Origin of the sequence: Streptomyces sp. NPDC014870 (assembly GCF_043081505.1) — a bacterium.
In the GTDB taxonomy this organism is placed as follows: Bacteria; Actinomycetota; Actinomycetes; order Streptomycetales; family Streptomycetaceae; genus Streptomyces.
This window is the reverse complement of the sequence record NZ_JBIBWQ010000005.1, coordinates 345,676-368,676: the sequence shown is the minus strand read 5'-3', so window position 1 is coordinate 368,676 and position 23,001 is coordinate 345,676. Positions and strand designations below refer to the sequence as shown.

At 72.2% G+C, this 23,001-nt stretch carries 21 protein-coding genes; 10 read left to right on the top strand and 11 right to left on the bottom strand.

The genetic code is table 11. From position 1 onward, the window contains the following. Positions 1-213 precede the first annotated feature (213 nt). Positions 214-1,239, top strand: a complete 1,026-nt coding sequence (locus ACF09C_RS17235; protein ID WP_392092269.1) for an ATP-dependent 6-phosphofructokinase — start codon at positions 214-216, stop codon at positions 1,237-1,239. Positions 1,240-1,493: 254 nt separating this feature from the next. Beyond that, a complete protein-coding gene (locus ACF09C_RS17230; RefSeq protein WP_392092268.1) occupies positions 1,494-2,570 on the top strand; it encodes a helix-turn-helix domain-containing protein in 1,077 nt (358 codons plus the stop codon). Here ACF09C_RS17230 and ACF09C_RS17225 read toward each other — a convergent pair. The 4 genes from ACF09C_RS17225 to ACF09C_RS17210 form a co-directional block, all read right to left on the bottom strand. Further along, entirely contained in the window at positions 2,551-3,357 is an 807-nt protein-coding gene (locus ACF09C_RS17225) for a tyrosine-protein phosphatase (protein ID WP_392092267.1), read from the bottom strand. The genes ACF09C_RS17230 and ACF09C_RS17225 overlap by 20 nt on opposite strands. Positions 3,358-3,386: 29 nt before the next feature. Continuing rightward, positions 3,387-3,995 carry a helix-turn-helix domain-containing protein gene (locus tag ACF09C_RS17220; protein ID WP_392092407.1) on the bottom strand — a complete coding sequence of 203 codons (609 nt, stop codon included), beginning with the start codon at positions 3,993-3,995 and terminating at the stop codon, positions 3,387-3,389. 211 nt (positions 3,996-4,206) lie between these two features. Beyond that, positions 4,207-4,917, bottom strand: a complete 711-nt coding sequence (locus ACF09C_RS17215; RefSeq protein ID WP_392092266.1) for a response regulator — start codon at positions 4,915-4,917, stop codon at positions 4,207-4,209. Next, positions 4,914-6,563 (bottom strand): ATP-binding protein, encoded by a 1,650-nt coding sequence (locus tag ACF09C_RS17210; RefSeq protein WP_392092265.1) that lies wholly within the window; start codon positions 6,561-6,563, stop codon positions 4,914-4,916. The genes ACF09C_RS17215 and ACF09C_RS17210 overlap by 4 nt, the downstream gene beginning before the upstream one ends. Positions 6,564-6,628: 65 nt before the next feature. Here ACF09C_RS17210 and ACF09C_RS17205 point away from each other — a divergent pair, with 65 nt between their 5' ends. Further along, complete coding sequence (locus ACF09C_RS17205; RefSeq protein ID WP_392092264.1) at positions 6,629-8,062, top strand: cation:dicarboxylate symporter family transporter; 1,434 nt, start codon at positions 6,629-6,631, stop codon at positions 8,060-8,062. 360 nt (positions 8,063-8,422) lie between these two features. Here ACF09C_RS17205 and ACF09C_RS17200 read toward each other — a convergent pair whose 3' ends face one another. The 3 genes from ACF09C_RS17200 to ACF09C_RS17190 all read right to left on the bottom strand — a co-directional run bounded on the left by ACF09C_RS17200 (position 8,423) and on the right by ACF09C_RS17190 (position 11,834). Next, the gene (locus ACF09C_RS17200; RefSeq protein WP_392092263.1) at positions 8,423-9,886 is read right to left on the bottom strand and encodes a glycoside hydrolase family 16 protein; all 1,464 of its coding nucleotides are present in this window, start codon (positions 9,884-9,886) and stop codon (positions 8,423-8,425) included. Between the two features lie 134 nt (positions 9,887-10,020). Further along, positions 10,021-10,941: an aldo/keto reductase gene (locus tag ACF09C_RS17195; protein WP_392092262.1), complete on the bottom strand. Its 921-nt coding sequence runs from the start codon at positions 10,939-10,941 to the stop codon at positions 10,021-10,023. Then, positions 10,941-11,834: an NAD-dependent epimerase/dehydratase family protein gene (locus ACF09C_RS17190; protein ID WP_392092261.1), complete on the bottom strand. Its 894-nt coding sequence runs from the start codon at positions 11,832-11,834 to the stop codon at positions 10,941-10,943. Before ACF09C_RS17190 ends, ACF09C_RS17195 begins: the two co-directional genes overlap by 1 nt. Positions 11,835-11,878: 44 nt before the next feature. Between ACF09C_RS17190 and ACF09C_RS17185 the strand changes: the two genes are divergently transcribed. Beyond that, on the top strand, positions 11,879-12,412 hold the full coding sequence (locus ACF09C_RS17185; protein WP_392092260.1) for an Lrp/AsnC family transcriptional regulator: 534 nt from the start codon (positions 11,879-11,881) through the stop codon (positions 12,410-12,412). Between the two features lie 49 nt (positions 12,413-12,461). On the opposite strand, the gene ACF09C_RS17180 is transcribed toward ACF09C_RS17185, so the two are convergent. Next, entirely contained in the window at positions 12,462-13,055 is a 594-nt protein-coding gene (locus ACF09C_RS17180; RefSeq protein ID WP_392092259.1) for a TetR/AcrR family transcriptional regulator, read from the bottom strand. A 51-nt stretch (positions 13,056-13,106) separates the two neighbouring features. Here ACF09C_RS17180 and ACF09C_RS17175 point away from each other — a divergent pair, with 51 nt between their 5' ends. Genes ACF09C_RS17175 through ACF09C_RS17155 form a run of 5 tightly spaced genes read left to right on the top strand, consistent with a single transcriptional unit; the run spans position 13,107 to position 16,122 of the window. Further along, the gene (locus tag ACF09C_RS17175; protein WP_392092258.1) at positions 13,107-13,661 is read left to right on the top strand and encodes a GNAT family N-acetyltransferase; all 555 of its coding nucleotides are present in this window, start codon (positions 13,107-13,109) and stop codon (positions 13,659-13,661) included. Positions 13,662-13,707: 46 nt separating this feature from the next. Next, positions 13,708-14,100 (top strand): MerR family transcriptional regulator, encoded by a 393-nt coding sequence (locus ACF09C_RS17170; protein WP_392092257.1) that lies wholly within the window; start codon positions 13,708-13,710, stop codon positions 14,098-14,100. A 4-nt stretch (positions 14,101-14,104) separates the two neighbouring features. Then, entirely contained in the window at positions 14,105-14,449 is a 345-nt protein-coding gene (locus tag ACF09C_RS17165; protein WP_392092256.1) for a thioredoxin family protein, read from the top strand. A gap of 52 nt (positions 14,450-14,501) precedes the next feature. After that, on the top strand, positions 14,502-14,996 hold the full coding sequence (locus tag ACF09C_RS17160) for a hypothetical protein (protein WP_392092255.1): 495 nt from the start codon (positions 14,502-14,504) through the stop codon (positions 14,994-14,996). A gap of 40 nt (positions 14,997-15,036) precedes the next feature. Beyond that, on the top strand, positions 15,037-16,122 hold the full coding sequence (locus tag ACF09C_RS17155; protein WP_392092254.1) for a zeta toxin family protein: 1,086 nt from the start codon (positions 15,037-15,039) through the stop codon (positions 16,120-16,122). Positions 16,123-16,209: 87 nt separating this feature from the next. On the opposite strand, the gene thrS is transcribed toward ACF09C_RS17155, so the two are convergent. Beyond that, positions 16,210-17,442, bottom strand: a complete 1,233-nt coding sequence (thrS, locus tag ACF09C_RS17150) for a threonine--tRNA ligase (protein ID WP_392092253.1) — start codon at positions 17,440-17,442, stop codon at positions 16,210-16,212. Between the two features lie 187 nt (positions 17,443-17,629). Beyond that, positions 17,630-18,214, bottom strand: coding sequence for a DUF6817 domain-containing protein (locus tag ACF09C_RS17145; RefSeq protein WP_392092252.1), 585 nt, complete (start codon positions 18,212-18,214; stop codon positions 17,630-17,632). A gap of 132 nt (positions 18,215-18,346) precedes the next feature. On the opposite strand from ACF09C_RS17145, the gene ACF09C_RS17140 reads away from it, so the two are divergent. Beyond that, entirely contained in the window at positions 18,347-20,581 is a 2,235-nt protein-coding gene (locus tag ACF09C_RS17140; RefSeq protein ID WP_392092251.1) for a HelD family protein, read from the top strand. 25 nt (positions 20,582-20,606) lie between these two features. On the opposite strand, the gene glgB is transcribed toward ACF09C_RS17140, so the two are convergent. Further along, a complete protein-coding gene (gene glgB, locus ACF09C_RS17135; protein WP_392092250.1) occupies positions 20,607-22,889 on the bottom strand; it encodes a 1,4-alpha-glucan branching enzyme in 2,283 nt (760 codons plus the stop codon). Between the last annotated feature and the right edge of the window lie 112 nt (positions 22,890-23,001).

Below are 23,001 nucleotides of genomic sequence, written 5' to 3'. Positions count from 1 at the left end.
GGTGTGTTCAAAAAACCCCGTGAGGGTGGCGATACCCCCTTGACAATACCTCTGGGGGTGGATAGGACGCAGGGCGGGCGAACGGCCTGAAAACCGGGACGAAAGGCCCCAGAAGTCCGGCGTGCGGAGTAGCAGGGAGCGCGGGTGCCTCGCTGGGCGTGTGAGAATCGACAGAGCTCACATGTACCGCTACCGAGCAGGAGACACAGCACGATGCGCATCGGAGTTCTCACCGCAGGCGGCGACTGTCCTGGCCTGAACGCAGTGATCCGGTCGGTCGTGCACCGCGCGCTCACCGGCCACGACGACCAAGTCATCGGCTTCGAGGACGGGTTCAAGGGTCTCCTCGACGGACATGTCCGCCCGCTCGACCTCAACGCGGTCAGCGGCATCCTCGCCCGCGGCGGCACCATCCTCGGCTCCGCCCGCCTGGAGCGCAACCGCTTGGCCGAAGCCGCCGAGTCCGCCCCGGAGTTGGCGAAGAAGTACGGCATCGACGTCCTCATCCCGATCGGCGGCGAGGGCACCCTGACCGCCGCCCGGATGCTCTCCGACGCCGGCATGCCCGTCGTCGGCGTACCGAAGACGATCGACAACGACATCTCCTCCACCGACCGCACCTTCGGCTTCGACACCGCCGTGGGCGTCGCGACGGAGGCCATAGACCGCCTCAAGACCACCGCCGAGTCCCACCAGCGCGTGATGGTCGTCGAGGTGATGGGCCGGCACGCCGGCTGGATCGCGCTGGAGTCCGGCATGGCCGGCGGCGCCCACGGCATCTGCCTGCCCGAGCGGCCCTTCCAGGTCGACGACCTGGTCAAGATGGTCGAGGAGCGCTTCGCGCGCGGCAAGAAGTTCGCCGTCGTCTGCGTCGCCGAGGGCGCGCACCCCGCCGAGGGCTCCATGGAGTACCAGAAGGGCGAGATCGACCAGTACGGCCACGAGCGCTTCCAGGGCATCGGCAACCGGCTCGCGGTCGAACTGGAGCGGCGCCTCGGCAAGGAGGCCCGGCCCGTCATCCTCGGTCACGTCCAGCGCGGCGGCACGCCGACCGCGTACGACCGGGTGCTCGCGACCCGCTTCGGCTGGCACGCCGTGGAGGCCGCGCACCGGGGCGAGTTCGGCCGGATGACGGCGCTGCGCGGCACGGACGTCGTCATGGTGCCGCTGGCCGAGGCCGTGACGCAGCTGAAGACCGTGCCGGAGAGCCGGATGTCCGAGGCCGAGTCGGTCTTCTGACCCGGCCGTCCGGGACGAAGGTCCCGAGGAGGTCCCGAGTTCCGGTGAAGGGCCCCGATCGTCCCCCCGTGGACGATCGGGGCCCTTCCCGTTCCCCCGTGCTTTCCCCCGTGCCCCTGTGCTTCCCCCGTGCCGATTCCGGCCCTGACCGGAATTGCCGATTTCCACTCTTGAGTTGAACAGGCGGATCAACAAGGCTTGGGGCTGTCCCGGACATGTCCCAACTCGGCCCGGGGGAGGGGCGGGGAGTGCGCATGACCGAGGGAACGGCCGGCGGGGGCGGCGCACCCGACCCGCGCGAGGCCACCGACGCCGCCTCGTTCATCGCCCTGTTGCAGCAGCTCAAGGACTGGTCCGGGCTGACCTACCGGGAGCTGTCGGCCCGCGCGGAGGCGCTCGGCGAGGTCCTGCCCCGCTCGACCGTGGCGAACATGCTCGCCCGCTCGACCGTCCCCCGAGAGGAACTGCTCGCGACCTTCGTGCGCGCCTGTGGCGTGAGCCCCGGGGAGCTGGACAGCTGGCAGGGCGTCCGCAAGGAGCTGGCGGTACGGGGGGTGTACGCGGGGACGGTGGCGATGGGGCAGGGCGCGGAGGACGAAGGCCCGGCGGATCAGGGCGCGGTGGAGGCGGGGGCATCCTGGCCGAGGTCCGAGGAGGTCGTGCACGCGGCCGAACGCGGCTCCGGTGCCGGTGCCAGTGCCGGGAACGGTGGCCGGACCGGCGAGGGAGCCGACGAGGAGTCCTCCGGCCCTCCGTCCCGGTTCCGCCGTGGATTCGTCGCCGTCGTCGCCGTCGCCGGGCTCGTCCTCGCCGCCGTCAGCCTGGTCGGCGCCCTCGTGACGGACGGGAGCGGCGACCGGCCGAAGACCGTCACCGCGCCCGCCGAGGGCGACGTGCAGATCCGGGTGATCGGCTCCGAGCTCTGTCTGAACGAGCGGCGCGGCGGCCGCAGCGGCCAGATCCACCAGCGCCCCTGCGCGGGCGCCGACGTTCCCCGCTATGCGCTCAAGGACCTCGGCGCGGGCGGGTGGCGAATCGTTTCCGACCACCCGGACTACGGTCCCGGCTGCTCGGGCATCCCGTCCGGCGGCCGGATCGCGGACGCCGCGTTCGAGGACTCCGAGTGCGGGAACACCAGCCGGGTCGAAACGTTCCGCCTGGAACCCTTCGGCAGCCCGGTCACCGGCTACCGCATCGTCCCCGCCGGCTCGGCGACCCCGGACGCCTGCGTGACCGTCGTCGGCGACCGGGCCGCCGAGTGGGCGAAGCTGGCCCAGGCGCCCTGCCGCGCGGACGCCGCCGGCCAGCTCTTCAGCTTCGACCGCCGCTAGACACGCCTGGGTCGTGTCCGGACACGACCCAGGGCCGGTCCGGGAGCGGTGCCGGCTCCACGAGCCGCTCGCGCAGCGCCTCCACCACGGCCGGGTCGAGACCGACGTGACCGGTGACGTACCCGTACACCGACCCGTAGGTGGCGCGCAGGTCCGCGAGGACGAGCCGCATGATCTCCGCCGGTGCGCGGCCGTAGCCCGGCCAGCGCAGCTCGCGCCCCGGGTGGGCGGCGTGCCAGTCGGCGACCAGGCGCGCGGTGGCCAGCTCGGTCAGGGCGAAGTCGTCGAGGATCTGCTCGTCGGAGACGTCGAGCAGCCCGAGCAGCAGCGCGGCGAGCAGACCCGTACGGTCCTTCCCGGAGGCGCAGTGGAAGACCAGCGGACCGTCCGCCGCCGCGACGACCTCCAGGGCCTCGCGCAGCTCCGCCGCGCCGTCGGCCGCGACCTCGGCGAACCGGTCGGCGAGATAGCGCCACGGGTCGACGTCGGGATCGATCTCCGCCTGGTCGTACGGGCGGTGCTCGATGCTCAGGTTGTGCCAGGCGATCCCGTCGGTCTCCGCGGTCCGCGGCAGCCGGCCCTTGGCCTCGATCTCCCACGGGTAGCGCAGGTCGATGACGGTCTCCACGCCCAGCGCGCCGAAGCCGCCCAGGTCGGGGCCGCGCAGCTTGGCCAGGGAGTCGGCCCGGTAGAGGAGCTGCCAGCGGACGGTGCCGCCGTCGGCGGTCCGATAGCCGCCCAGATCACGGAAGTTGTGGAGGTTCTCGAAGGGTATGTGTCGTCTCACGCCACCACCCTAGGGTCCGGCGTCCTGGCTCAGGGGCCGACGGCGTCCCAGAAGTGGGCCACGATGCCGTCCAGGTACTCGCGGCCCGCGTCGCCGCTGCCGCCCGAGGCGCCCCAGCTGCTGGTGGCCGCCATCTTGGCGTGGTAGTCGGTGTGCAGCCGCTGGAGCGCAGGCTCCAGGATCCGCTTGGGCAGCGGCAGCAGCTTCACCACCGGCCGTACGTACGCCTGCCAGCGCGTCGTCGCCGCGTCCCGCAGCAGCGCCGCCAGCTCGTCGGCCCGGCCGGTCACCTGCAGCAGTTCGCGGGGCCCGAGGCCGAGGACCTCGGCGAGGGCGGCGGTCTGGCGTTCGTTGCCGCGCCAGCGGCCCGACTCCTCCATCCGGAGATAGCCGGGGCCGTCCAGGCCTACCCGCCGGGCGAGTTCGTCCGACGGGAGACCGCGGGCCATCCGGTGCTCGCGCAGGGTCGTGGCGTCGGCGATCAGCTCGCCCGGAGCGCACCACAGGACCCCCGCGAGGGCGGTGAGCTCCTGGGCGGAGGGCGCGAGGCGCCCGCGTTCCCAGGCGACGACCGTCTCGGGGGCGACGGCGAGACCGTACTGCGCGCGCAGACCGTAGGCGACATGACCCGGCGCCATGCCGAGACCCTCACGGAGGCGGCGCGCTGCGAGCGCGTTGAACGGAGGAGGAGGGGGAGGGGTGTGGTGCACGCCGTCACCGTAGATGCGTAACGTGACCAGTGGCTACGGTGCGTTCGCCCAAGGCCGGATGTCGTAGAAACGTGGGAACCCGGTGGTAACCATCCGTAATGATCACCCGTCGGTTCGGTGACCGGCGGCGGGCGTCCGGTCAGCGGACACCCGACGGGATCCAGCGGTACTGCAGCTCCGGCCTGCCGATCTGACCGTACTGCGGCGCCCGCGCCGCCCGCCCGTCGGTGACCAGGTGTTCCAGATAGCGGCGCGCGGTGATCCGGGAGATGCCGACGGCCGCGGCGGCCTCGGTCGCCGTCAGCCCCTCGGCGGCGCCCCGCAGGGTGCGGGTGACGGCCTCCAGGGTCGGTGCGCTCAGGCCCTTGGGGAGCGAGGCGGGCTGCGGGGCGCGCAGCGCGGCCAGGGCCCGGTCGACGTCGTCCTGACCGGACGCCTCGCCCGCCGCCGCGCGGAACTCGGCGTACCGGGAGAGCCGGTCCCGCAGGGTCGCGAACGTGAACGGCTTCAGCACGTACTGGACGACCCCGAGGGAGACGCCCTCGCGCACGATCGCGAGATCGCGGGCCGAGGTCACGGCGATGACGTCGGCCGAGTGGCCACCGGCGCGCAGCGCGCGGAGCAGCTGGAGGCCGTGCCCGTCGGGCAGGTAGAGGTCGAGGAGGATGAGGTCGACCGGCGTACGGTCGAGGACCCGCACGGCGGCGGCGCGGGAGTGCGCCACCCCGACGACGGTGAACCCGGCCACCCGCCCCGCGTACAGGGCGTGCGCGTCGGCGGCGACCGGGTCGTCCTCCACCACCAGCACGCGAATGCCCTGGTCACCGATCCGGCTGCTGCTCGTGCTCACAGGGACACCTCCGAGTCGGGAACGCCGGGTTGCGGCTTCGGCTGTGATCGCGGCTTCGGCAGGGGCTGTGCCAGGGGCAGGCGTACGGTGAACTCCGCGCCGCCCTCGGGGGTGTCCGCCAGGGTCACCGTGCCCGAGGCGCGGGTGGCCGCCTGTCGGACCAGGGCCAGACCGAGGCCCCTGGCCGGGCCGTGGGTGGACCAGCCGCGGTCGAAGACCGCGTCCCGGTCGCCCTCCTCGACCCCGGGCCCGGTGTCGGCGACCCGCAGGAGGAGTTCACCGTCGCACGTGCGGGCGGTGACCGCGACCCGCGCGTGCGGGGTGCCGCTCGTCGCGTCCACCGCGTTGTCGATCAGGTTGCCGAGGATCGTCACCAGGTCCCGCGAGGGGATCTCCGGCGGCAGGAGCCCGTCGTCGATACGGCTGTCCTCGGTGAGCGTCAGCTCCACACCCCGCTCGTTGGCCTGCGCCGCCTTGCCGAGGAGCAGCGCCGCGAGCACCGGTTCGCCGACCGCGTCCACGACCCGGTCGGTGAGCGCCTGGGCCAGCTCCAGCTCCGCCGTCGCGAAGCCGACCGCCTCCTCCACCCGGCCGAGTTCGATCAGCGAGACGACCGTGTGCAGCCGGTTCGCCGCCTCGTGCGCCTGCGAGCGGAGCGCCTCCGTGAACCCGCGCTCCGACGTCAGCTCACCCGTCAGCGCCTGCAGTTCGGTGCGATCCCGGAGCGTCGCGACCGTACCCCGGCGCTCCCCGCCGACCACCGGCCGGGTGTTGACCACGAGCACCCGCTCCGCCGTCAGATGCAGCTCGTCCACCCGCGGCTCCGAGGCGAGCAGCGCCGTGGTGAGCGAGACCGGCAGGCCGAGGTCGGCCGCCGACCGGCCGACGACCTCCGCGTCCAGGCCGAGCAGCTCCCGCGCGCCGTCGTTGATGAGCGCGATCCTGCGCTGCCCGTCCAGCATCACCAGACCCTCGCTCACCGCGTGCAGCGCGGCCTCGTGGTAGTCGTGCATCCGGCTCAGCTCGCTCGCGTTCATCCCGTGCGTGTGCCGCCGCAGCCGCGCGTTGATCACGTACGTACCGGCTCCGCCGATGGCGAGGGCCGCCCCCGCCATCCCCAGCAGGGCCGTGACCTGCTCCCGCACCTGTTCGCTGATCTTCTCGATGGTGATGCCCGAGCTGACCAGGGCGACGACCTTCCCGTCCTCGTACACCGGCGTGATCGTCCGCACCGAGCGCCCGAGCACCCCCATGTGCGTCTCGGAGAAGGTCCTTCCCTGGAGCGCCGGCTCGATGTGGCCCCGGTACGTGCGCCCGATCTCGACGCCCTCGGGATGCGACCAGCGCGTGCCGTCCGGGGACATGACCACCACGAAGTCGACGCCGGTCCGCTTCCGTACCGACTCGGCGTACGGCTGGAGCAGGGCCGTGGGGTTCGGCGAGCGGAGCGCCTGGGGCACGGAGGGGGAGGCGGCGACGGCCGTCGCGGCCGCGGTGGACTGGCGGCGCGCGGTCTCCTCGGCCTGGGACCGATCGGTGACGTACGCGAAGACCGCGCACCCGGCCACGATCGCCGCCACCAGCACGACCTGCATCGCGAAGAGCTGGCCGGCGAGGCTGCGGGGCCGGGGGAGGGGTATGCGCATGCGGGCCAGTGTGACAGTTCGGCCATGAACGAAACGAACGTAAGCGTGACCCGGGTCACAGGCTGATGGATAGTCGCGGGGATCCACCGGGACGTGGACACCCCCATCAGCACGAGGAGGACCCCGTGGCCGCACAGCGGGACCGCACCCATTATCTGTACATCGCCGTCATCGGCGCCGTGATCCTCGGCGTCACGGTCGGCTTCGTGGCGCCGGACTTCGCCGTCGAGCTCAAGCCGCTCGGTACCGGATTCGTGAACCTGATCAAGATGATGATCTCCCCGATCATCTTCTGCACGATCGTCCTCGGCGTCGGTTCGGTCCGCAAGGCCGCGAAGGTCGGGGCCGTCGGCGGGCTCGCGCTCGGGTACTTCCTCGTCATGTCGACGGTCGCCCTCGCGATCGGTCTGCTCGTCGGCAACATCCTGGAGCCCGGTTCCAGCCTCCACCTCACCAAGGAACTGGCCGAGGCGGGCGCCAAGCAGGCGGGCGGGGCGAGCGAGTCCACCACGGACTTCCTGCTCGGGATCATCCCGCACACGCTGGTCTCCGCCTTCACCGAGGGCGAGGTCCTGCAGACCCTGCTCGTCGCCCTCCTCGCGGGCTTCGCGCTGCAGGCCATGGGGCGGGCCGGGGAGCCCGTGCTGCGCGGGATCGGGCACATCCAGCGGCTTGTCTTCCGGATCCTGGCGATGATCATGTGGGTGGCCCCGATCGGCGCGTTCGGCGCCATGGCGGCGGTCGTCGGCGCGACCGGCATCGACGCGCTGAAGTCGCTCGCGGTCATCATGATCGGCTTCTACGTGACCTGCGCCCTCTTCGTCTTCGTGGTGCTCGGCGCGCTGCTCCGGATCGTCGCGGGCGTCAACATCCTCACGCTGCTGAAGTACCTGGGCCGTGAGTTCCTGCTGATCCTCTCCACCTCGTCCTCCGAGTCCGCGCTGCCCCGGCTGATCGCGAAGATGGAGCACCTGGGCGTCAGCAAGCCCGTCGTCGGCATCACCGTCCCGACCGGCTACTCCTTCAACCTGGACGGCACCGCGATCTACCTGACGATGGCCTCCCTCTTCGTCGCCGAGGCCATGGGCAACCCGCTCTCGGTCGGCGAGCAGATCTCGCTCCTCGTCTTCATGATCATCGCGTCCAAGGGCGCCGCCGGTGTCACCGGCGCCGGCCTGGCGACCCTCGCGGGCGGCCTGCAGTCCCACCGCCCCGAGCTCGTCGACGGCGTCGGTCTGATCGTCGGCATCGACCGCTTCATGAGCGAGGCCCGCGCCCTCACGAACTTCGCGGGCAACGCCGTCGCCACCGTCCTCGTCGGCACCTGGACCAAGGAGATCGACAAGGAGCGGGTCGCGGAGGTCCTCGCCGGACGGGTCCCGTTCGACGAGAAGACCTTCGTCGACGACCACGGCCCGGTCGCCGAGCCGGACGAGGACGGTCCGGTGCCGGACCAGCGGGCGGACGACGAGGAGGGGAAGGTCCGCGCGACCGTCTGAGCCCGATCGGACATCGGATATCGGATATCGAATATCGGATCCAAGGCTGGGGAGCCGACGGACCGAATTCAACGAACCGGATCCAGAGCCTTGGATACGGCGCATTGGATCCAGGATCATGGATATTGGATCCAAGACATCGGATCCAAGGCTCTGGATCCAAGACATCGGATCCAAGGCTCTGGATCCAAGACATCGGATCCAAGACATCGGATCCAAGGCTCCGGATCCGACGAATCGGATCCGATCCGAAGACCGCCCCGGCTCCCGGGCCTTGAGCCGGATCCGGGCTCCGGGGTACGGAACGCCCCCGGCCGTGCACACGGCCGGGGGCGCTCCCTTGGTGCTCCGCGCCCGCCGTCAGGAGAACGGGATCCGGACCACCGACTGGTTGCCCACACCGACGGTGCTCGGCCCGTTGCCGATCGCGTTCCACACTTCGACGCGGACCCGGCCGTTCGACAGGTTCCCGTGGCTGCCGGTCGCCGACTTCAGACCGCTCGCCTGCGTGTAGTGCTCGTACCCCGGGACCGGATCGGTGGCGAAGTACGCGTACGTCTCCACCCGTTCCCAACTCCCGTCGCCCGTGCGGTCGTAACTGACCCGCACCTGCTGACCGTTGGCGACGACCGCGCCGGCGTCCACGAACAGGTCGAACTGGGTGGCGCCGCCGTTGTACGTCCGCGTGATCGGTCCGGAGGTGAAGACCTGCGGGTTGGTGGGGTTGCCGTCGTGGTTGGCGCCGCCCGCGGAGGCGAGCGTCACCGTCGACGCGGCCGCCTGGGCGTCACCCGCGCCCCCGCCGGTCCGCAGGTACAGCTGCGAGGAGCCCGAGGGCGGCGGGGTGGTCGGCGGAGTCGTCGGCGGGGTCGTACCGCCGCCCTTCGTCCACACCGCCACGTAGTCGACGAGCATCGGCCGTCCCGAGACCGTCGCCGCGGTCGGGGTCGGGCCGCCGAGGGCGTCGGGGAAGGCGCCGCCCATCGCCACGTTGAGCAGCAGGAAGTAGCCGGCGTGGCTGGTCATGTCGGCCCAAGCCTGGGCGCCGACCCGGTTCTCGTCCACGCTGTGGAAGAGCTGGTCGTCCACGTACCAGCGCAGCGCGTTGGGGGTGACCGAGCGGTCCCACTCGAAGCGGTACGTGTGGAAGGCGGACTGGCAGCTCGCGCCCGGGCAGACGCGGCTGGCACCGATACCGGTGGTCTCGCCGCACGGGCCGCCGGGGTTCACGCCGCAGTGCAGCACGCCCCAGACCGAGTTGATGCCGTTGACGTTCTCCATGATGTCGAACTCGCCGATGGCGGGCCAGTTCCAGTAGTTGCCCCGGTAGGGCGCGCCCAGAGCCCAGAAGGCGGGCCAGTAGCCGGCGGCCTCGGCCCCGGTCACGTTCGGCATCTGGACGCGGCCCTCGATGCGCAGGGTGCCGCCCGCCGGGGCCTTGAAGTCGGCGCGCTTGGTCTCGATCCGGGCCGACGTCCAGTTGCCCGCGCCGTCCTTGAGCGGGGTGATGCGGAGGTTGCCGGTGCCGTCGAGACGCACGTTGTCGGGGCTCGACGTGTAGTTCTGGATCTCTCCGGTGCCCCAGTTGGCGGGGCCGCCCGGATAGCCGTGGCCGGTGTCGATCTGCCAGTCGGCGGCGTTCGGCAGGGCGCGGTCGGGGCCGTTGAAGTCGTCGCTCCACTGGAGCGACCAGCCGGGGGCCGGGGGCACGGCGCCGCTGGCGGTGCCGGCGCCGCCCAGGCCGAGCAGGGCGCCCGCGGCGAGGGCGGCGGCGAGGAGCGAGGCGAGGAGTGGGGTGCGTCTGGCGCGGCTCAGGGAGCTCAAGGAAGAACACCTCCGCTGGGGGGACGAGCGCCTGAGAGCGCTCTCAGAAAGCTTTTGTAGTTGGAGACACCGCACCCGTCAATGGGCGCGGTGTCTTCGACCGTCGAAGCCCCGCCGAACGTCGGCGAGGCCGGCTATGGCTCGCCCGGCTCGCCCGGCTCGCCCGGATCCGCCGCGTCCAGCTCGGCCAACTCTTGTGCATCCAGCACCAGTTCGCCCGCCGCCGCCGAGTCCCGTGCGGTCTCCGGCCGACTCGCGCCAGGGATCGGCAGCACCGTCTCCGACCGCGCGAGCAGCCACGCGAGCGCCACCCGCTGCGGGCTCACCCCGCGCGCCCGCGCCACCCGGTGGAACGCCCCGAACTCCGGGTCCTCCGCCAGGTCCGACGCCCCGTCGAGCGAACTCCGCGAGATCCCGCCCAGCGGGCTCCACGGCAGGAACGCGAGCCCCAGCTCCGCGCAGAGCCGCAGTTCGGCCTCCGCGGTCCGCACGGCGGGGGAGTATCGGTTCTGTACGGAGACCAGCCGCTCGCCCAGCACCTCCCGCGCGAGCCGGATCTGCGCCACGTCCACGTTCGAGACGCCGGCCAGCCGGATCGTGCCCGCGTCCAGCAACTCCCGTATCGCGCCCAGCGATTCCGCGTACGGCACGGCCGGATCCGGCTTGTGGAGCTGGTAGAGCCCGATCGCCTCGACACCGAGTCGCCGCGCCGAGGCCTCCGCGGCCCGCCGCAGGTGCTCCGGCCGCCCGTCCACCGTCCAGTCGCCGTCGGTGGTCCGCCCCCGCCCGCCCTTCGTCGCGACGAGCACATCACCGGTCCGGCCACGACCCCCGTACGTGGCCAGGGCCCGCGCCACCAGCAGTTCGCCGGCGCCGGGCTCGCCGCCGGGCGGGTGGTAGGAGTCCGCCGTGTCGAGCAGGGTCACACCCGCGTCGAGCGCCGCGTGGACGGTGGCCAGGGCGCGGGCCTCGTCCGGGTGCCCCTCGATGGAGAGCGGCATGGCGCCGAGCCCGATCGCCCCGACCCGTACGTCCCCGAGCGCGCGGTACCGCATCAGCGCACCCCCAGCGTCTCGGAGAGCGCCTGGCCGAGCCACTCCGAGGAATGCCGGAAGGAGAATCCGAGCGCGGTCGCGCGAGAATTGTCCATGCCGTACGAACGGGCGAAGGAGAACGGCGACACCTCGCCGACCTCCACCTCCCGGAATACGGCACGACCGCCCACTCTCCGCTCGATCTCGGCGCATATCTCGGCGGTGGTCAGCGGCCCGTGGGAATGCGCGTTGACGGCCCCGGTGAATTCCTGCTCCACCGCCCACGCCAGGAATTCGGCGACCTCCTCGACGTACACATAGGTGGCCGGGTGGTTCACCGCCGGCACGGCGATCGGCCGGCCCGCCCGGATCCGGTCCGCGTAGTGGCCGACCCGCCCCGTGAAGTCGTCCGCGCCGCCGAGCACATGGGCGACCCGTACCGCCGTGTACGGGAACGCGGGCTCGGCCGCGAAGACCGCCTCCGCCTGCCGCTTCCCCTCTCCGTAGTGCGCGTCGAGGAACTCCTGGTCGTCCCAGGGGAGGTCGGGGTCGACGGCGACGGTACGCGGGTCGACGGCCTCCTCCCGCACGGGCGCCGCGGAGTCCTCGTACGCGTACACCTCGACCGTCGACGTCATCACATAGCGTCGGGTGCGCGACCCGAAAACCCGTCGGGCGATTGAGGCCTGGAGCGGGGTGTAACAGACCTGGTCGATGACGGCGTCGAAGGTCAGATCGCCCAGCGCCTTTTCCAGAGCGGCCTCGTCGTTCCGGTCGGCGACGATGTGCGCGACCCTCTCCGGCGCGCCGGAAGAACCGCGATTGAGCAGGGTCACGGAATGCCCGGAATCCGAAAGGCGAGTCGTCAGCCGCTTTCCGAAATAGCGGTTCCCGCCAATGATCAGAATGTCCATACGACAAGTGTTACGTTGGGCGTTCGTCAGCTGAAGGGGGAAACATGGGAGTCCAGGCCGCCGCGCCGAAGGAACCACGGCATCTGCGTCCCGCCGCCAACGAAACCTCGGCGGGGTCCTTCGACGCCATCGACCGGCAGATCCTGGAACTCGTCCAGGCGGACGGCCGGATCAAGCTCAGCGAGCTGGGCCGCCGCGTCCGCCTGAGCCCGGCGGCCGTCACCGAGCGGGTGCGCAGGCTGGAGGCGTGCGGGGCGATCACCGGCTACGGCGCCCATGTCTCCCCGGCCAGGCTCGGCTACGGCATCCAGGCCTTCATCCGGGTGAACCCGCACGGCGGCTACACCCTCAAGCACCCCCGGACGCTGGAACTGACCGCCCGCCCGGAGGTCGTCGAGGCGCACCACGTCGTCGGCGAGGACTGCTGGATCCTCAAGGTCGCGGTCACCGACACCATCCACCTCGAAGAGATCCTGGAACAGACCTCCGCCCTCGGCCGCACGACGACCTCGATCGTCCTGTCCTCGCCGGTGGAGCGCAAACCCCTGCTGCCACCGGGCGCGACCCACGAGGCCTGAGGGCTCAGGCGGCTCAGTCAGCTCAGTCGGCTCGGGCAGCTGGGTCAGCTCATTCAGCTCGGGCGGCGAGCGCGGCCAGGTAGTCGTCCAGCAGCTCGACCTGGCGCTCGGCCGGAAAGGCGTCCGGGTCGAGCAGGGCCTGCACGACCAGGCCGAGCGCGAAGGACAGGGCGCCCGCGGCGAGCCGCGCCGGGTCGCCCGGAGGCAGCTCGCCGAGTTCCTGGGCCGCGGCGAGCGCGTCCCTGAGCCGGTCGCGGCCGCGCGCGTACTTTCCCGCGTAGTCGGCGCGCAGAGCCGGGTCGGCGAGTGCGGTGTCCCAGGAGGAGACCCAGATCCGGTTGGAGTCCGTGGCCTCGGGGGTCAGCGGCAGGATGTCGAGCAGCGCGTTCCGTACGGCCGTGAGGCCCGTGCCCGAGGTGCGCCGGGAGCGTGCGGTGGTGCGCTGGTCGAGCAGGTCGAGGGCGTGGGCGACCAGGTCGCTCTTGGCCGGGAAGTAGTGGGTCAGCAGACCGGTGGTCGCGCCCAGCTCCGTGGCCACGGCCCGCAGGGTCAGCCCGCCGAACCCCCGGCTCGCGAGCACGCGCCAGACCGCCTCCGAGACTTCGAGTCGGCGGGCCTCGTGGTCCCCCTTGGCGCGTGGCATGCTGCTACTGTACATAGCCGTAACGCTTGTTATGCGAATGGGGTCGCCGCCATGTTCTCCCTCCCGCTCCGGGACAACGCCCTCCTGCGCCCGCTGGAGACCTGGCACGCCGAGGAGTTCGCCGCGAACCTGGACCGCGCGCGCGAGCACATCCGGCCGTGGGTCGGACAGGCCTTCGTCACCGACAGCCTCGACGGGGCCCGGGCCACCCTGCTCCGCTACGCCGAGCGGCAGGCCGCCGACGGCGCCCGCCTCTACGGCATCTGGCTCGACGGCACGCTCGTCGGCGGCGTGATGTTCGTGTCCCTCGACGCCGCCTCGGGCAACTGCGAGATCGGCTGCTGGCTGGAGCCGGCCGCCGAGGGCAACGGACTGATCACGACCGCGTGCGGCGTCCTGCTCGACTGGGCCTTCGGCACCCGCGGTCTGCACCGCGCCGCGTGGCACTGCCGCGCGGACAACGCGCGCAGCGCCGCCGTGGCCGAGCGGCTCGGCATGACCCTGGAGGGCACGGAGCGCGAGTCCTGGCCGTACGACGGGGTCCGCCACGACACCCAGATCTGGTCCGTGCTCGCCCACGAGCGGCCGGCGGCCCGTCGCCCCTGACGACGTCCTTGCCTTGACGTCGGCGTCAAGGCGTACGTTCGCCTCCATGCGAATCGGCGAGCTGGCCGAGCGGGCCGGGACGACCACGCGGACTCTGCGCTACTACGAGTCCCGTGGCCTCCTGGCCGCCCGGCGCACGGAGAACGGCTACCGCACGTACGACGAGGACGACCTGCGCCTCCTCCAGCAGATCAGGACCCTGCAGGACTTCGGGTTCGAACTGGAGGAGACCCGGCCGTTCGTCGACTGCCTGCGAGCCGGCCACCCGGCGGGCGACGCCTGCCCCGCCTCGCTCGACGTGTACCGCCGCAAGCTGGCGGAGCTGGACGCCCTCGTGGACCAGCTCCAGGCGGTACGCGCCCAGGTCGCCGCGCAGTTGCTACGGGCCGAGGCGGAGCAGCCCGGCGGCCCGGAACCCACATGCGAACTCGGAGGCTGACGAAATGACCCATGTGACGGACGTGACCGACGCGACCTTCGACACCGAGGTCCTCGCCGCGGACCCCGACCTCCCGGTCCTGGTGAAGTTCACCGCCGACTGGTGCGCGCCGTGCCGCCAACTGGGCCCGGTGCTCAGGTCGATCGCGGAGGAGGAGGGGGACCACCTGAAGATCGTCCGGATCAATGTGGACCACAACCCGGAGACGACCCTCCGCCACGGCGTCCTGGCCACCCCCACGTTGATGCTCTTCCGCGCCGGCGAACCCCTGAAATCGATGGTCGGCGCCCGCCCGAAGCGCCTGCTCCTCAAGGAGCTCGCGGACGTACTACCGCCGCTCCGGCCCTAGGTCTGGCAGGATCGCCCGAGGCGAGGACGACAGAGAGGCCAGGGTGGGAGTCATGACCGGCGAGAAGCCGTCGTTGCGTGCGTACATCGAGCGGTACGCGGCGGGCGAGATCCCCCGCGAGGAAGCCCTGGCGACCATCGCCGCCTGGGACTTCGAGGCGCTGTGGAACGCCCCCGCGGGGCCGCCGTACCCGGACAACACCAGGGCCGTGCTCAACGAGGCACGGACGCTCGGCAAGCTGACGCCCGAGGACATCGAGGAGATCCGCACGCGCGAAGCGCAGGGGTGGCAGCGTCGGGTGACCGACGGGAAGCCGTCGTTGCGTGCGTACATCGAGCGCTACGCGGCGGGCGAGATCCCCCGCGCCGAGGCGCTGGCGACCATCGGCGCCTGGGACTTCGAGGAGGAGTGGTTCGACCCCACCCACACGGCGCCGACGCACCAGGACAACACGCTCGCCGTGGTCAACCAGGCACGAGGGCTCGGCAGGCTGACCGCCGAGGACATCGAGGAGATCCGCGCCCTGCTTCTGCGGCGTGGGTTCTGACGGCGGAACGTAGGTCGCGAGCAGGGGGAGGGAAGCGCGCGTGTGGGTGACGGGGGAGTACGAGCCGGTCTACCGGGAGCTTCAGCACCGGATGGGCATCGGGGGAGACCTGGCGATGGGGGGCGAGTTCGACACCACGAACCGCCATTCCATGGGCGGGATCTGGACTCCCGAGCGGGCGCGGATCCACGACGCGCTCATCGAAGGGTTCAAGGAAAAGTGCAAGGGGAAGCCCCGCGACGGCCACGCCGTGCTCTTCACGGGTGGTGCGCCGGGGTCCGGCAAGGGCAGGGCGCAGGGCAGCCTGCCGGAGTGGCAGAGCCAGGACTCCGAGCTCGGTGAGCAGCTGCGCCGCGTCCACGGTGTCGACCTCGACGACTACGTCGTGCTCGACCCGGACGAGTTCAAGGTGCAGCTGTTCGAGTACGGTGGCGCGCCCGAGCTGCCGGCGGAGTTCGACCGTCTGTCCGACGGGCGCCGCTTGGCCCCGTCGGAGAAGGCGTCCCTGGTGCACCGGGAGTCGGGCCATGTTCAGGACTTGGTCGAGACGTGGGCCCGAGCCGAGGGCTACAACCTGCTCTACGACCAGTCCCTGCGGGCGTTCGACTGGACGGCGAACCTCTTCACGGACCTCGAGAGGGAGGGGTACGACCAGCGTGTCGTGCTCTCCGTCGAGGTCCCGGAGGAACAGTGTCTTGCGCAGAACGCCGACCGCTGGCTGACCGGCCGGCAGAGGTTCGACACCGGGGCGGAGTGGTACGGCGGCCGCATGGCGCCGGAAGGGTTCATCCGGAGCCTGTACGCGGACACGGTGACGGGCCGGGGCTACTCCGTCGGTCGGGAGAACGCCGAGAAGCTCGCCGCGCAGGGGTTGGCCACCGGGCTGATCACCACCGACCGCGGCGACTTCGGCCCGCAACCGGCTTCTCCGGCAGCCGCCGTCCCCGCGCCCAGCCGTGGGTTTCAGCAGGGCGACACCACGATCCGGGTGAACCCGGGCGCCGCGTTCATGCCCGGTGTGACCATCGCCCCGAGCCGGCCCCCGGCTCCCCGGGGGCCCGCCGCCCCGGCGACACCCCCGCCGCCCGTGCCGGGGCCCACCCGCGGCACGGGCATCGACCGGTGACCCCCTGACGGCCTAGGTCGTGTCCGGAAAGTCTGGCCCGGCTCGCGACGCCCTGTCGGGCGGACGGCCATACTTTCCGGACACGGCCTAGACCTCGTCCCAGAGCACGGTGTCGTGCGCGGCCACCCGTTCCTCGATGCGGCGCACGAGTTCCTCCGCCGCCTGCGGGGCGGGGCGGCGGCCGTCGCGCAGGCGCAGGGCGACCTGGCCGGCCTCCGCCTCGCGGGCGCCGATCACCGCCTGGTACGGGACGAGGCGGGCCTCCCGGACGCGGGCGCCCAGGGTGCCGCGGTCCGGGCCCGCCACCTCGGCGCGCAGGCCGCGTGCGACGCAGCGGGCGGCCAGCGCCTCGGCGGCGGGGCGTTCGGACTCGGCGACCGGGAGGACGACGAGCTGCACGGGGGCCAGCCAGGCGGGGAACGCGCCGCCGTGCTGTTCGAGCAGGTGGGCGACGGCCCGCTCGACGCTGCCGACGACGCTGCGGTGGATCATGACCGGCCGGTGCCTGGCGCCGTCGGCGCCGATGTAGTGCAGGTCGAACCGCTCCGGCTGGTGGAAGTCGATCTGTACGGTCGACAGGGTCGACTCCCGCCCCGCGCGGTCCGCGACCTGGACGTCGATCTTCGGGCCGTAGAACGCGGCCTCGCCCTCCGCCGCCTCGTACGGCAGCCCGGAGGCGTCGAGCACCTCCTCCAGGAGGGCGACCGAGCGGGCCCACAGTTCGGGCGCGTCCACGTACTTGCCGCCCGGCCCCGGCAGGGAGAGCCGGTACCGCGCGGGCTCGATGCCCATCGCCTCGTACGCCCTCCGGATCAGCTCCAGGGCGCCGGCCGCCTCCTCGCGGACCTGGTCCAGGGTGCAGAAGATGTGCGCGTCGTTGAGCTGGATGGACCGCACCCGGGTCAACCCGCCCAGGACGCCCGAGAGTTCGGACCGGTACATGGGGCCGAGCTCGGCCATGCGCAACGGCAGCTCACGGTAACTGTGCGCCCGGGAGCGGTAGACGACGGCATGGTGCGGGCAGAGGCTGGGCCGCAGGACGACCTGCTCGCCGCCCAGTTCCATGGGCGGGAACATGTCGTCGCTGTAGTGCTCCCAGTGCCCGGAGATCTCGTACAGCTCGCGTTTGCCGAGCACGGGCGAGTACACGTGCCGGTACCCGGCCCGCCGCTCGACCTCGCGGACGTACTCCTCCAACGCGTGCCGCACGGCGGCCCCGTCGGGCAGCCAGTACGGGAGTCCGGCCCCGATCAGCGGGTCGGTCCCGAACAGCTCCAGCTCGCGGCCGAGCCTGCGGTGGTCGTGGCGGTCGTGGTTCATCCGGTCCTCCTACGGGTGGGGCGAACGGCCACCGGAGGAACGACGAAGCCCCGGGGCGCTCGGCCCCGGGGCTTCGTGACGTCAAGACAGCGGTCAGCGCGCCGGGACACTCTCCGGCGTCGTCGTGATGACCGCGGCAGGCTTCATACGGCCGAGGGTAACGGAGCCGGGTCCGCAGCGCACGGGCTTAACGGCCGCGGTCGTCGGGGCGGCTTCCGAGTCCTTCGACGAGGGCGAGGTCCTCCAGCGCTCGCTCGCTGAGCAGCCCCCGCCAGCGGGTGAAGAGCCGCAGCAGGGCGGCGCCGTAACGGGCGCGCAGTTCCTCGTTCGCCGCGAGGACGTCCAGCTCGTTCGCCGCCGTGAGTTCCGCGAAGTCGGCCCGCTGCCGGGCCGTCGGAATGCACGTCCCGCCCGTGAAACGGTCCCGAAAGGGGCCGTCCTCGGTCTCCAGGGCCGGGTACGAGAATTCCCGGTCGCAGCTCGCGTAGAAGTACACGAGTTCCTCCGCGCCCGCGCCGATCGCCTCCACCAGTTCCGCCCGCCGCTCCAGCGGCAGCAGGCTCTCGGCGAAGCCGTCCGTGCCGTAGAAGGCGTGGCACAGGCCGGCGAGTCGCAGCTCCTCGCGGGCGCCCCAGGCGGCCAGTCGGGTCTCGGCCCGCTCCAGGTGGGCCAGGAGCGTGCCGCCCGGGTGGTCGAGCCGGTCCGCTCCTCGCGCGATCAGCAGATCGCGTGCCGCCGCTGCCCTGTCTCTCCCCGTGCTGTCTCTCCCCATGGCACACAAAAATACCCCGACTAGAATTGACAGTCGGGGTTGTGCGTCGCGTATATTTTGAAGTTCCGTGTCTGTGCACGGCAAAGGCACGGAGAAGTTCACTAAAAGCACTGTATCGCGCCGGGAGTCGAATTGTCAACCGAGGAATTTCGGAACGAGCAGAAATTCATCACCGAGCTCTACGCCCGACTCGACGACCTCAGGGACCAGGCCGAGGCCGCCGTCGGCACGGCGCTCAAGGCGCCCTGGGTCGGCAACCAGGGCCGTCTGGAGCGGGACGTGCTGGTGGCCGAACAGAGCGGGGTCCTCGCCGCGCTCGACGCCGGGGAGACCGGACTCTGCTTCGGGCGGCTCGTGTTCCGGGACGGACGCGACCACCACATCGGCAGGATCGGCATCCGCGAGGACGACCCGAACCGCACCCCGCTCGTCGTCGACTGGCGCGCCGAGATCGCGCGGCCCTTCTACCTCGCCACCGGCTACGAACCGATGGGTCTCAGCCGCCGCCGGCACATCACCACCCATGGCCGTGAGGTGACCGCCCTCCATGACGAGGTGCTCGACCTCGCCGACGCGACCCGCACCGGGCACGAGAACCGCGACGCCGACGAGGTCCTCCTCGCCGCACTCGACGCCGCCCGCACCGGGCGCATGCACGACATCGTGCAGACCATCCAGGCCGAGCAGGACCGCATCATCCGCTCCCCGCACCGGGGCGTCCTCGTCGTCGAGGGCGGCCCCGGCACCGGCAAGACCGCCGTGGCCCTGCACCGCGCCGCGTACCTGCTCTACGCCCACCGCGAGCAGCTCGCCAAGCGCGCCGTCCTCATCGTCGGCCCCAACCCCGCCTTCCTCGGCTACATCGGCAACGTGCTGCCCTCCCTCGGCGAGACCGGCGTCCTGCTCGCGACCCCCGCCGAACTGTTCCCCGGCGTGCGCGCCACCGGCACGGACACCCCGCGCGCCGCCGCAGTGAAGGGCGCCGCCGGCATGGCCGCCGCGCTCGCCGCGGCGGTACGCGACCGGCAGCAGGTCCCCGAGCGCGGCGCGCCGCTGATCGTCCCCCACGACGACGGCGACCTGGTCATCGACTGGGACATGGCCCTGGAGGCCCGGCACAAGGCCCGCGAGACCGGACTGCCGCACAACCTCGCCCGGCCGTACTTCGTCTTCAACATCCTCGACGCGCTCGCCGCCCAGCTCGCCGACCGCATCGGGGCCGACCCGTACGGCGGCCCCAACTTCCTCGGCCCCGACGACATCGCCCTGCTCGCCAAGGGCATCGCCGCCAACGCCGAGGTCCACTCCGCCGTCGAGACCCTCTGGCCGGCCCTCACCCCCGAGTCGTTCCTCGCCGACTACCTCGCCGAGCCGACCCACCTCGACACCGACGGGGACGCGGACGCGATCAGGCGCGCGGAGGGCCCCTGGACCTCCGCCGACGTCCCGCTGCTCGACGAGGCCGCCGAGCTCCTCGGCGTGGACGACTCCGCCGCCCGCGCCGCCGAGGAGGCCGAGCGGGACAAGCGGATCCAGTACGCGCAGGGCGTCCTCGACGTCAGCTACGCCTCGCGGACCTACGAGTTCGAGGACAAGGAGGAGCTGGACAAGGACGCCGCCGAGGTCCTCTCGGCCCACGACATCATCGACGCCGAGCGGTTCGCCGAGCGGCACGAGGAGGCCGACCACCGCAGCGCCGCCGAACGCGCCGCCGCCGACCGGACCTGGGCCTTCGGCCACATCATCGTCGACGAGGCGCAGGAGCTCTCGGCGATGGCCTGGCGGCTCCTCATGCGCCGCAGCCCGACCCGCTCCATGACCCTGGTCGGCGACCCGGCGCAGACCGGTGACGCGGCCGGCGTCGGCGCGTGGGAGCAGATCCTCGCGCCCTACGTGGACGACCGCTGGGAACTCGTACGGCTCGGCGTCAACTACCGCACCCCGGCCGAGATCATGGCGGTCGCCGCCGACGTCCGGCGCGAGGCCGACCCGGCCTTCGAGCCGCCCCGCTCGGTCCGCTCCACGGGCGTCGAGCCCTGGCGGCGCGTGGTCGAGGACCCGGTGAAGGAGGCCGCCGACGTGGTCGCCGCCGAGGCGCGCGAAGAGGGCCGCCTCGCCGTGATCGCCCCCGCGGACCTCCACCCGGCGCTCACCGCCGCGCTCCCGGAGGCCTCCCACGGCCCCGACCCGGACCTGACCCGGCCGGTGGTCGTCCTCGACCCCCGGCACGCCAAGGGCCTGGAGTTCGACACGGTCCTGGTCGTCGACCCGGACGGCATCCGGGCCGGCGCCACGCACGGCATCAACGACCTGTACGTGGCGCTGACCCGGGCCACCCAGCGACTCGGGATCATCACCCGGGCCTGACCGTCAGGCGGGCCCGGGCGGCTCGTCACGCAGGCCTGAGCCAGACCGTCGCCAGCGGCGGCAGCGTCATCCGCACGCTCGCCGAACGGCCGTGGGAGGGCACCGACTCGGTCTTCACCGGGTCGGTGTTCGCCACGCCACTGCCGCCGTACCGCTGGTCGTCCGTGTTCAGGACCTCCGCCCAGGCCGCGCACGTGTCCGGGACGCCGAGCCGGAAGTCGTGCCGCACGACGGGCGAGAAGTTGCTCACCGCGAGGAGCGGAGCGCCCTCGGCGTCGTGGCGGAGGAAGGCGAAGACGTTGTCCTCCGCCGCGTCGCCCACCACCCACTGGAAGCCCTCGGGGGCGGTGTCCCGCTCCCACAGCGCCGGGGTCGCCGCGTACACCGTGTTCAGGTCGCGCACCAGGTCCCGTACGCCCCGGTGGTCACCGGCCGAGTGGTACGTCTCGTCCATCAGCCACCACTCGGGGCCGTGCTCGGCGGACCACTCCGCGCCCTGCGCGAACTCCTGCCCCATGAACAGGAGTTGCTTGCCGGGGTGGGACCACATGAAACCGAGGTACGCGCGGTGGTTGGCGCGCCGCTGCCACCAGTCGCCGGGCATCTTGGAGACCAGCGCCTGCTTGCCGTGCACGACCTCGTCGTGGGAGATCGGCAGGATGTAGTTCTCGCTGTACGCGTACACCATCGAGAACGTCATCTCGTTGTGGTGGTACTTGCGGTGCACCGGCTCCTTGGAGACATAGCCGAGGGAGTCGTGCATCCAGCCCATGTTCCACTTCATGCCGAAGCCGAGCCCGCCGAAGCCGCCGGGGCCGACCTGGTCGGTCGCCCGGGTCACGCCGTCCCAGGCCGTCGACTCCTCGGCGAAGGTGACGACACCGGGGCAGCGCCGGTACACGGTGGCGTTCATCTCCTGGAGGAAGGCGACCGCGTCCAGGTTCTCCCGCCCGCCGAACTCGTTCGGCAGCCACTCGCCGTGCTCGCGCGAGTAGTCGAGGTAGAGCATCGAGGCGACGGCGTCCACCCGCAGGCCGTCGATGTGGAACTCCTCGCACCAGTACACCGCGTTGGCGACGAGGAAGTTCCGCACCTCCTTGCGGCCGTAGTCGAACTCCAGCGTGCCCCAGTCGGGGTGGGCCGAGCGGCGCGGGTCCTCGTGCTCGTACAGCGGCCGGCCGTCGAACTCCGCGAGCGCCCAGTCGTCGCGCGGGAAGTGCGCGGGCACCCAGTCCATCAGGACCCCGATGCCGGCCCGGTGCAGCGCGTCGACGAGGTACTTGAAGTCGTCGGGGGTGCCGAGCCGGGAGGTCGGCGCGTAGTAGCCGGTGACCTGGTAGCCCCAGGAGCCGCTGAAGGGGTGCTCGGCGACGGCCATGAACTCCACGTGCGTGAAGCCGAGATCGCGGACGTACGCCGGGAGCTGCTCGGCCAGCTGGCGGTACGTCAGCCCCGGCCGCCAGGACGGCAGGTGGAGTTCGTAGACGGAGAGCGGGGCCTCGTGGTGCGGGCGCGCGCCGCGGCTCGCCATCCACCCGGCGTCCTCCCACTCGTGGTACGAGTCGGTGACCACGGACGCGGTGTTCGGGGGGCACTCGGCGCGGCGGGCCATCGGGTCGGCGCGCAGCGTGTGGGAGCCGTCGGGGCGGGTGATGTCGAACTTGTAGACCGCGCCCTCGCCGATCCCGGGGACGAACAGCTCCCAGACGCCGGTGGCGCCGAGCGAGCGCATCGGCAGCGCCGTGCCGTCCCAGTGCGTGAAGTCGCCGGTGACGCGCACGCCCCGCGCGTTCGGGGCCCAGACCGTGAACCGGGTGCCCGTGACGCCCTGGTGAACCATCGTCCGCGCGCCGAGCGCCTTCCACAGCTCCTCGTGCCGGCCCTCGCCGATGAGGTGGAGGTCCAGCTCGCCGAGGGCGGGCAGGAAGCGGTACGGGTCCTCCACGGGCAGCTCGTCGCCGTCGTAGCGGACGCGAAGCTCGTACGGCGGGATCTTGCGCAGCAGGGGCAGCAGCCCGGAGAAGAAGCCGTCGCCGTCGTCGTGCAGGGCGACGCGCCTGCCCTTGGCGAGGACGGCGACCTCACGGGCGAACGGGCGCAGGACCCGGATCGCGACGCCGCCGCGGACCGGGTGCGCGCCGAGCACCGCGTGCGGGTCGTGGTGCTCGCCGGCGAGCAGCCGCGCCCGGTCCCCGGGGTCGAGCGGCGGCGCCTTCCGTACCGCCTTCCGTTCGGCCTCCTGGGCGGCCCGGGGGGCGGGCGTCTTGGCCGGGGGCGCTGCCGTCTTGCGAGCGGATCGGGCGGTCACGGGGATGCCTCCTGCAAGGGTGTCGGAAGGTGTGGGGCTGAGGAATACGCGCCGGTTCCCACGCAACCGCAACGGCGCGGGTCCCGCACAGGACACTCCGCCGAACGGGCCT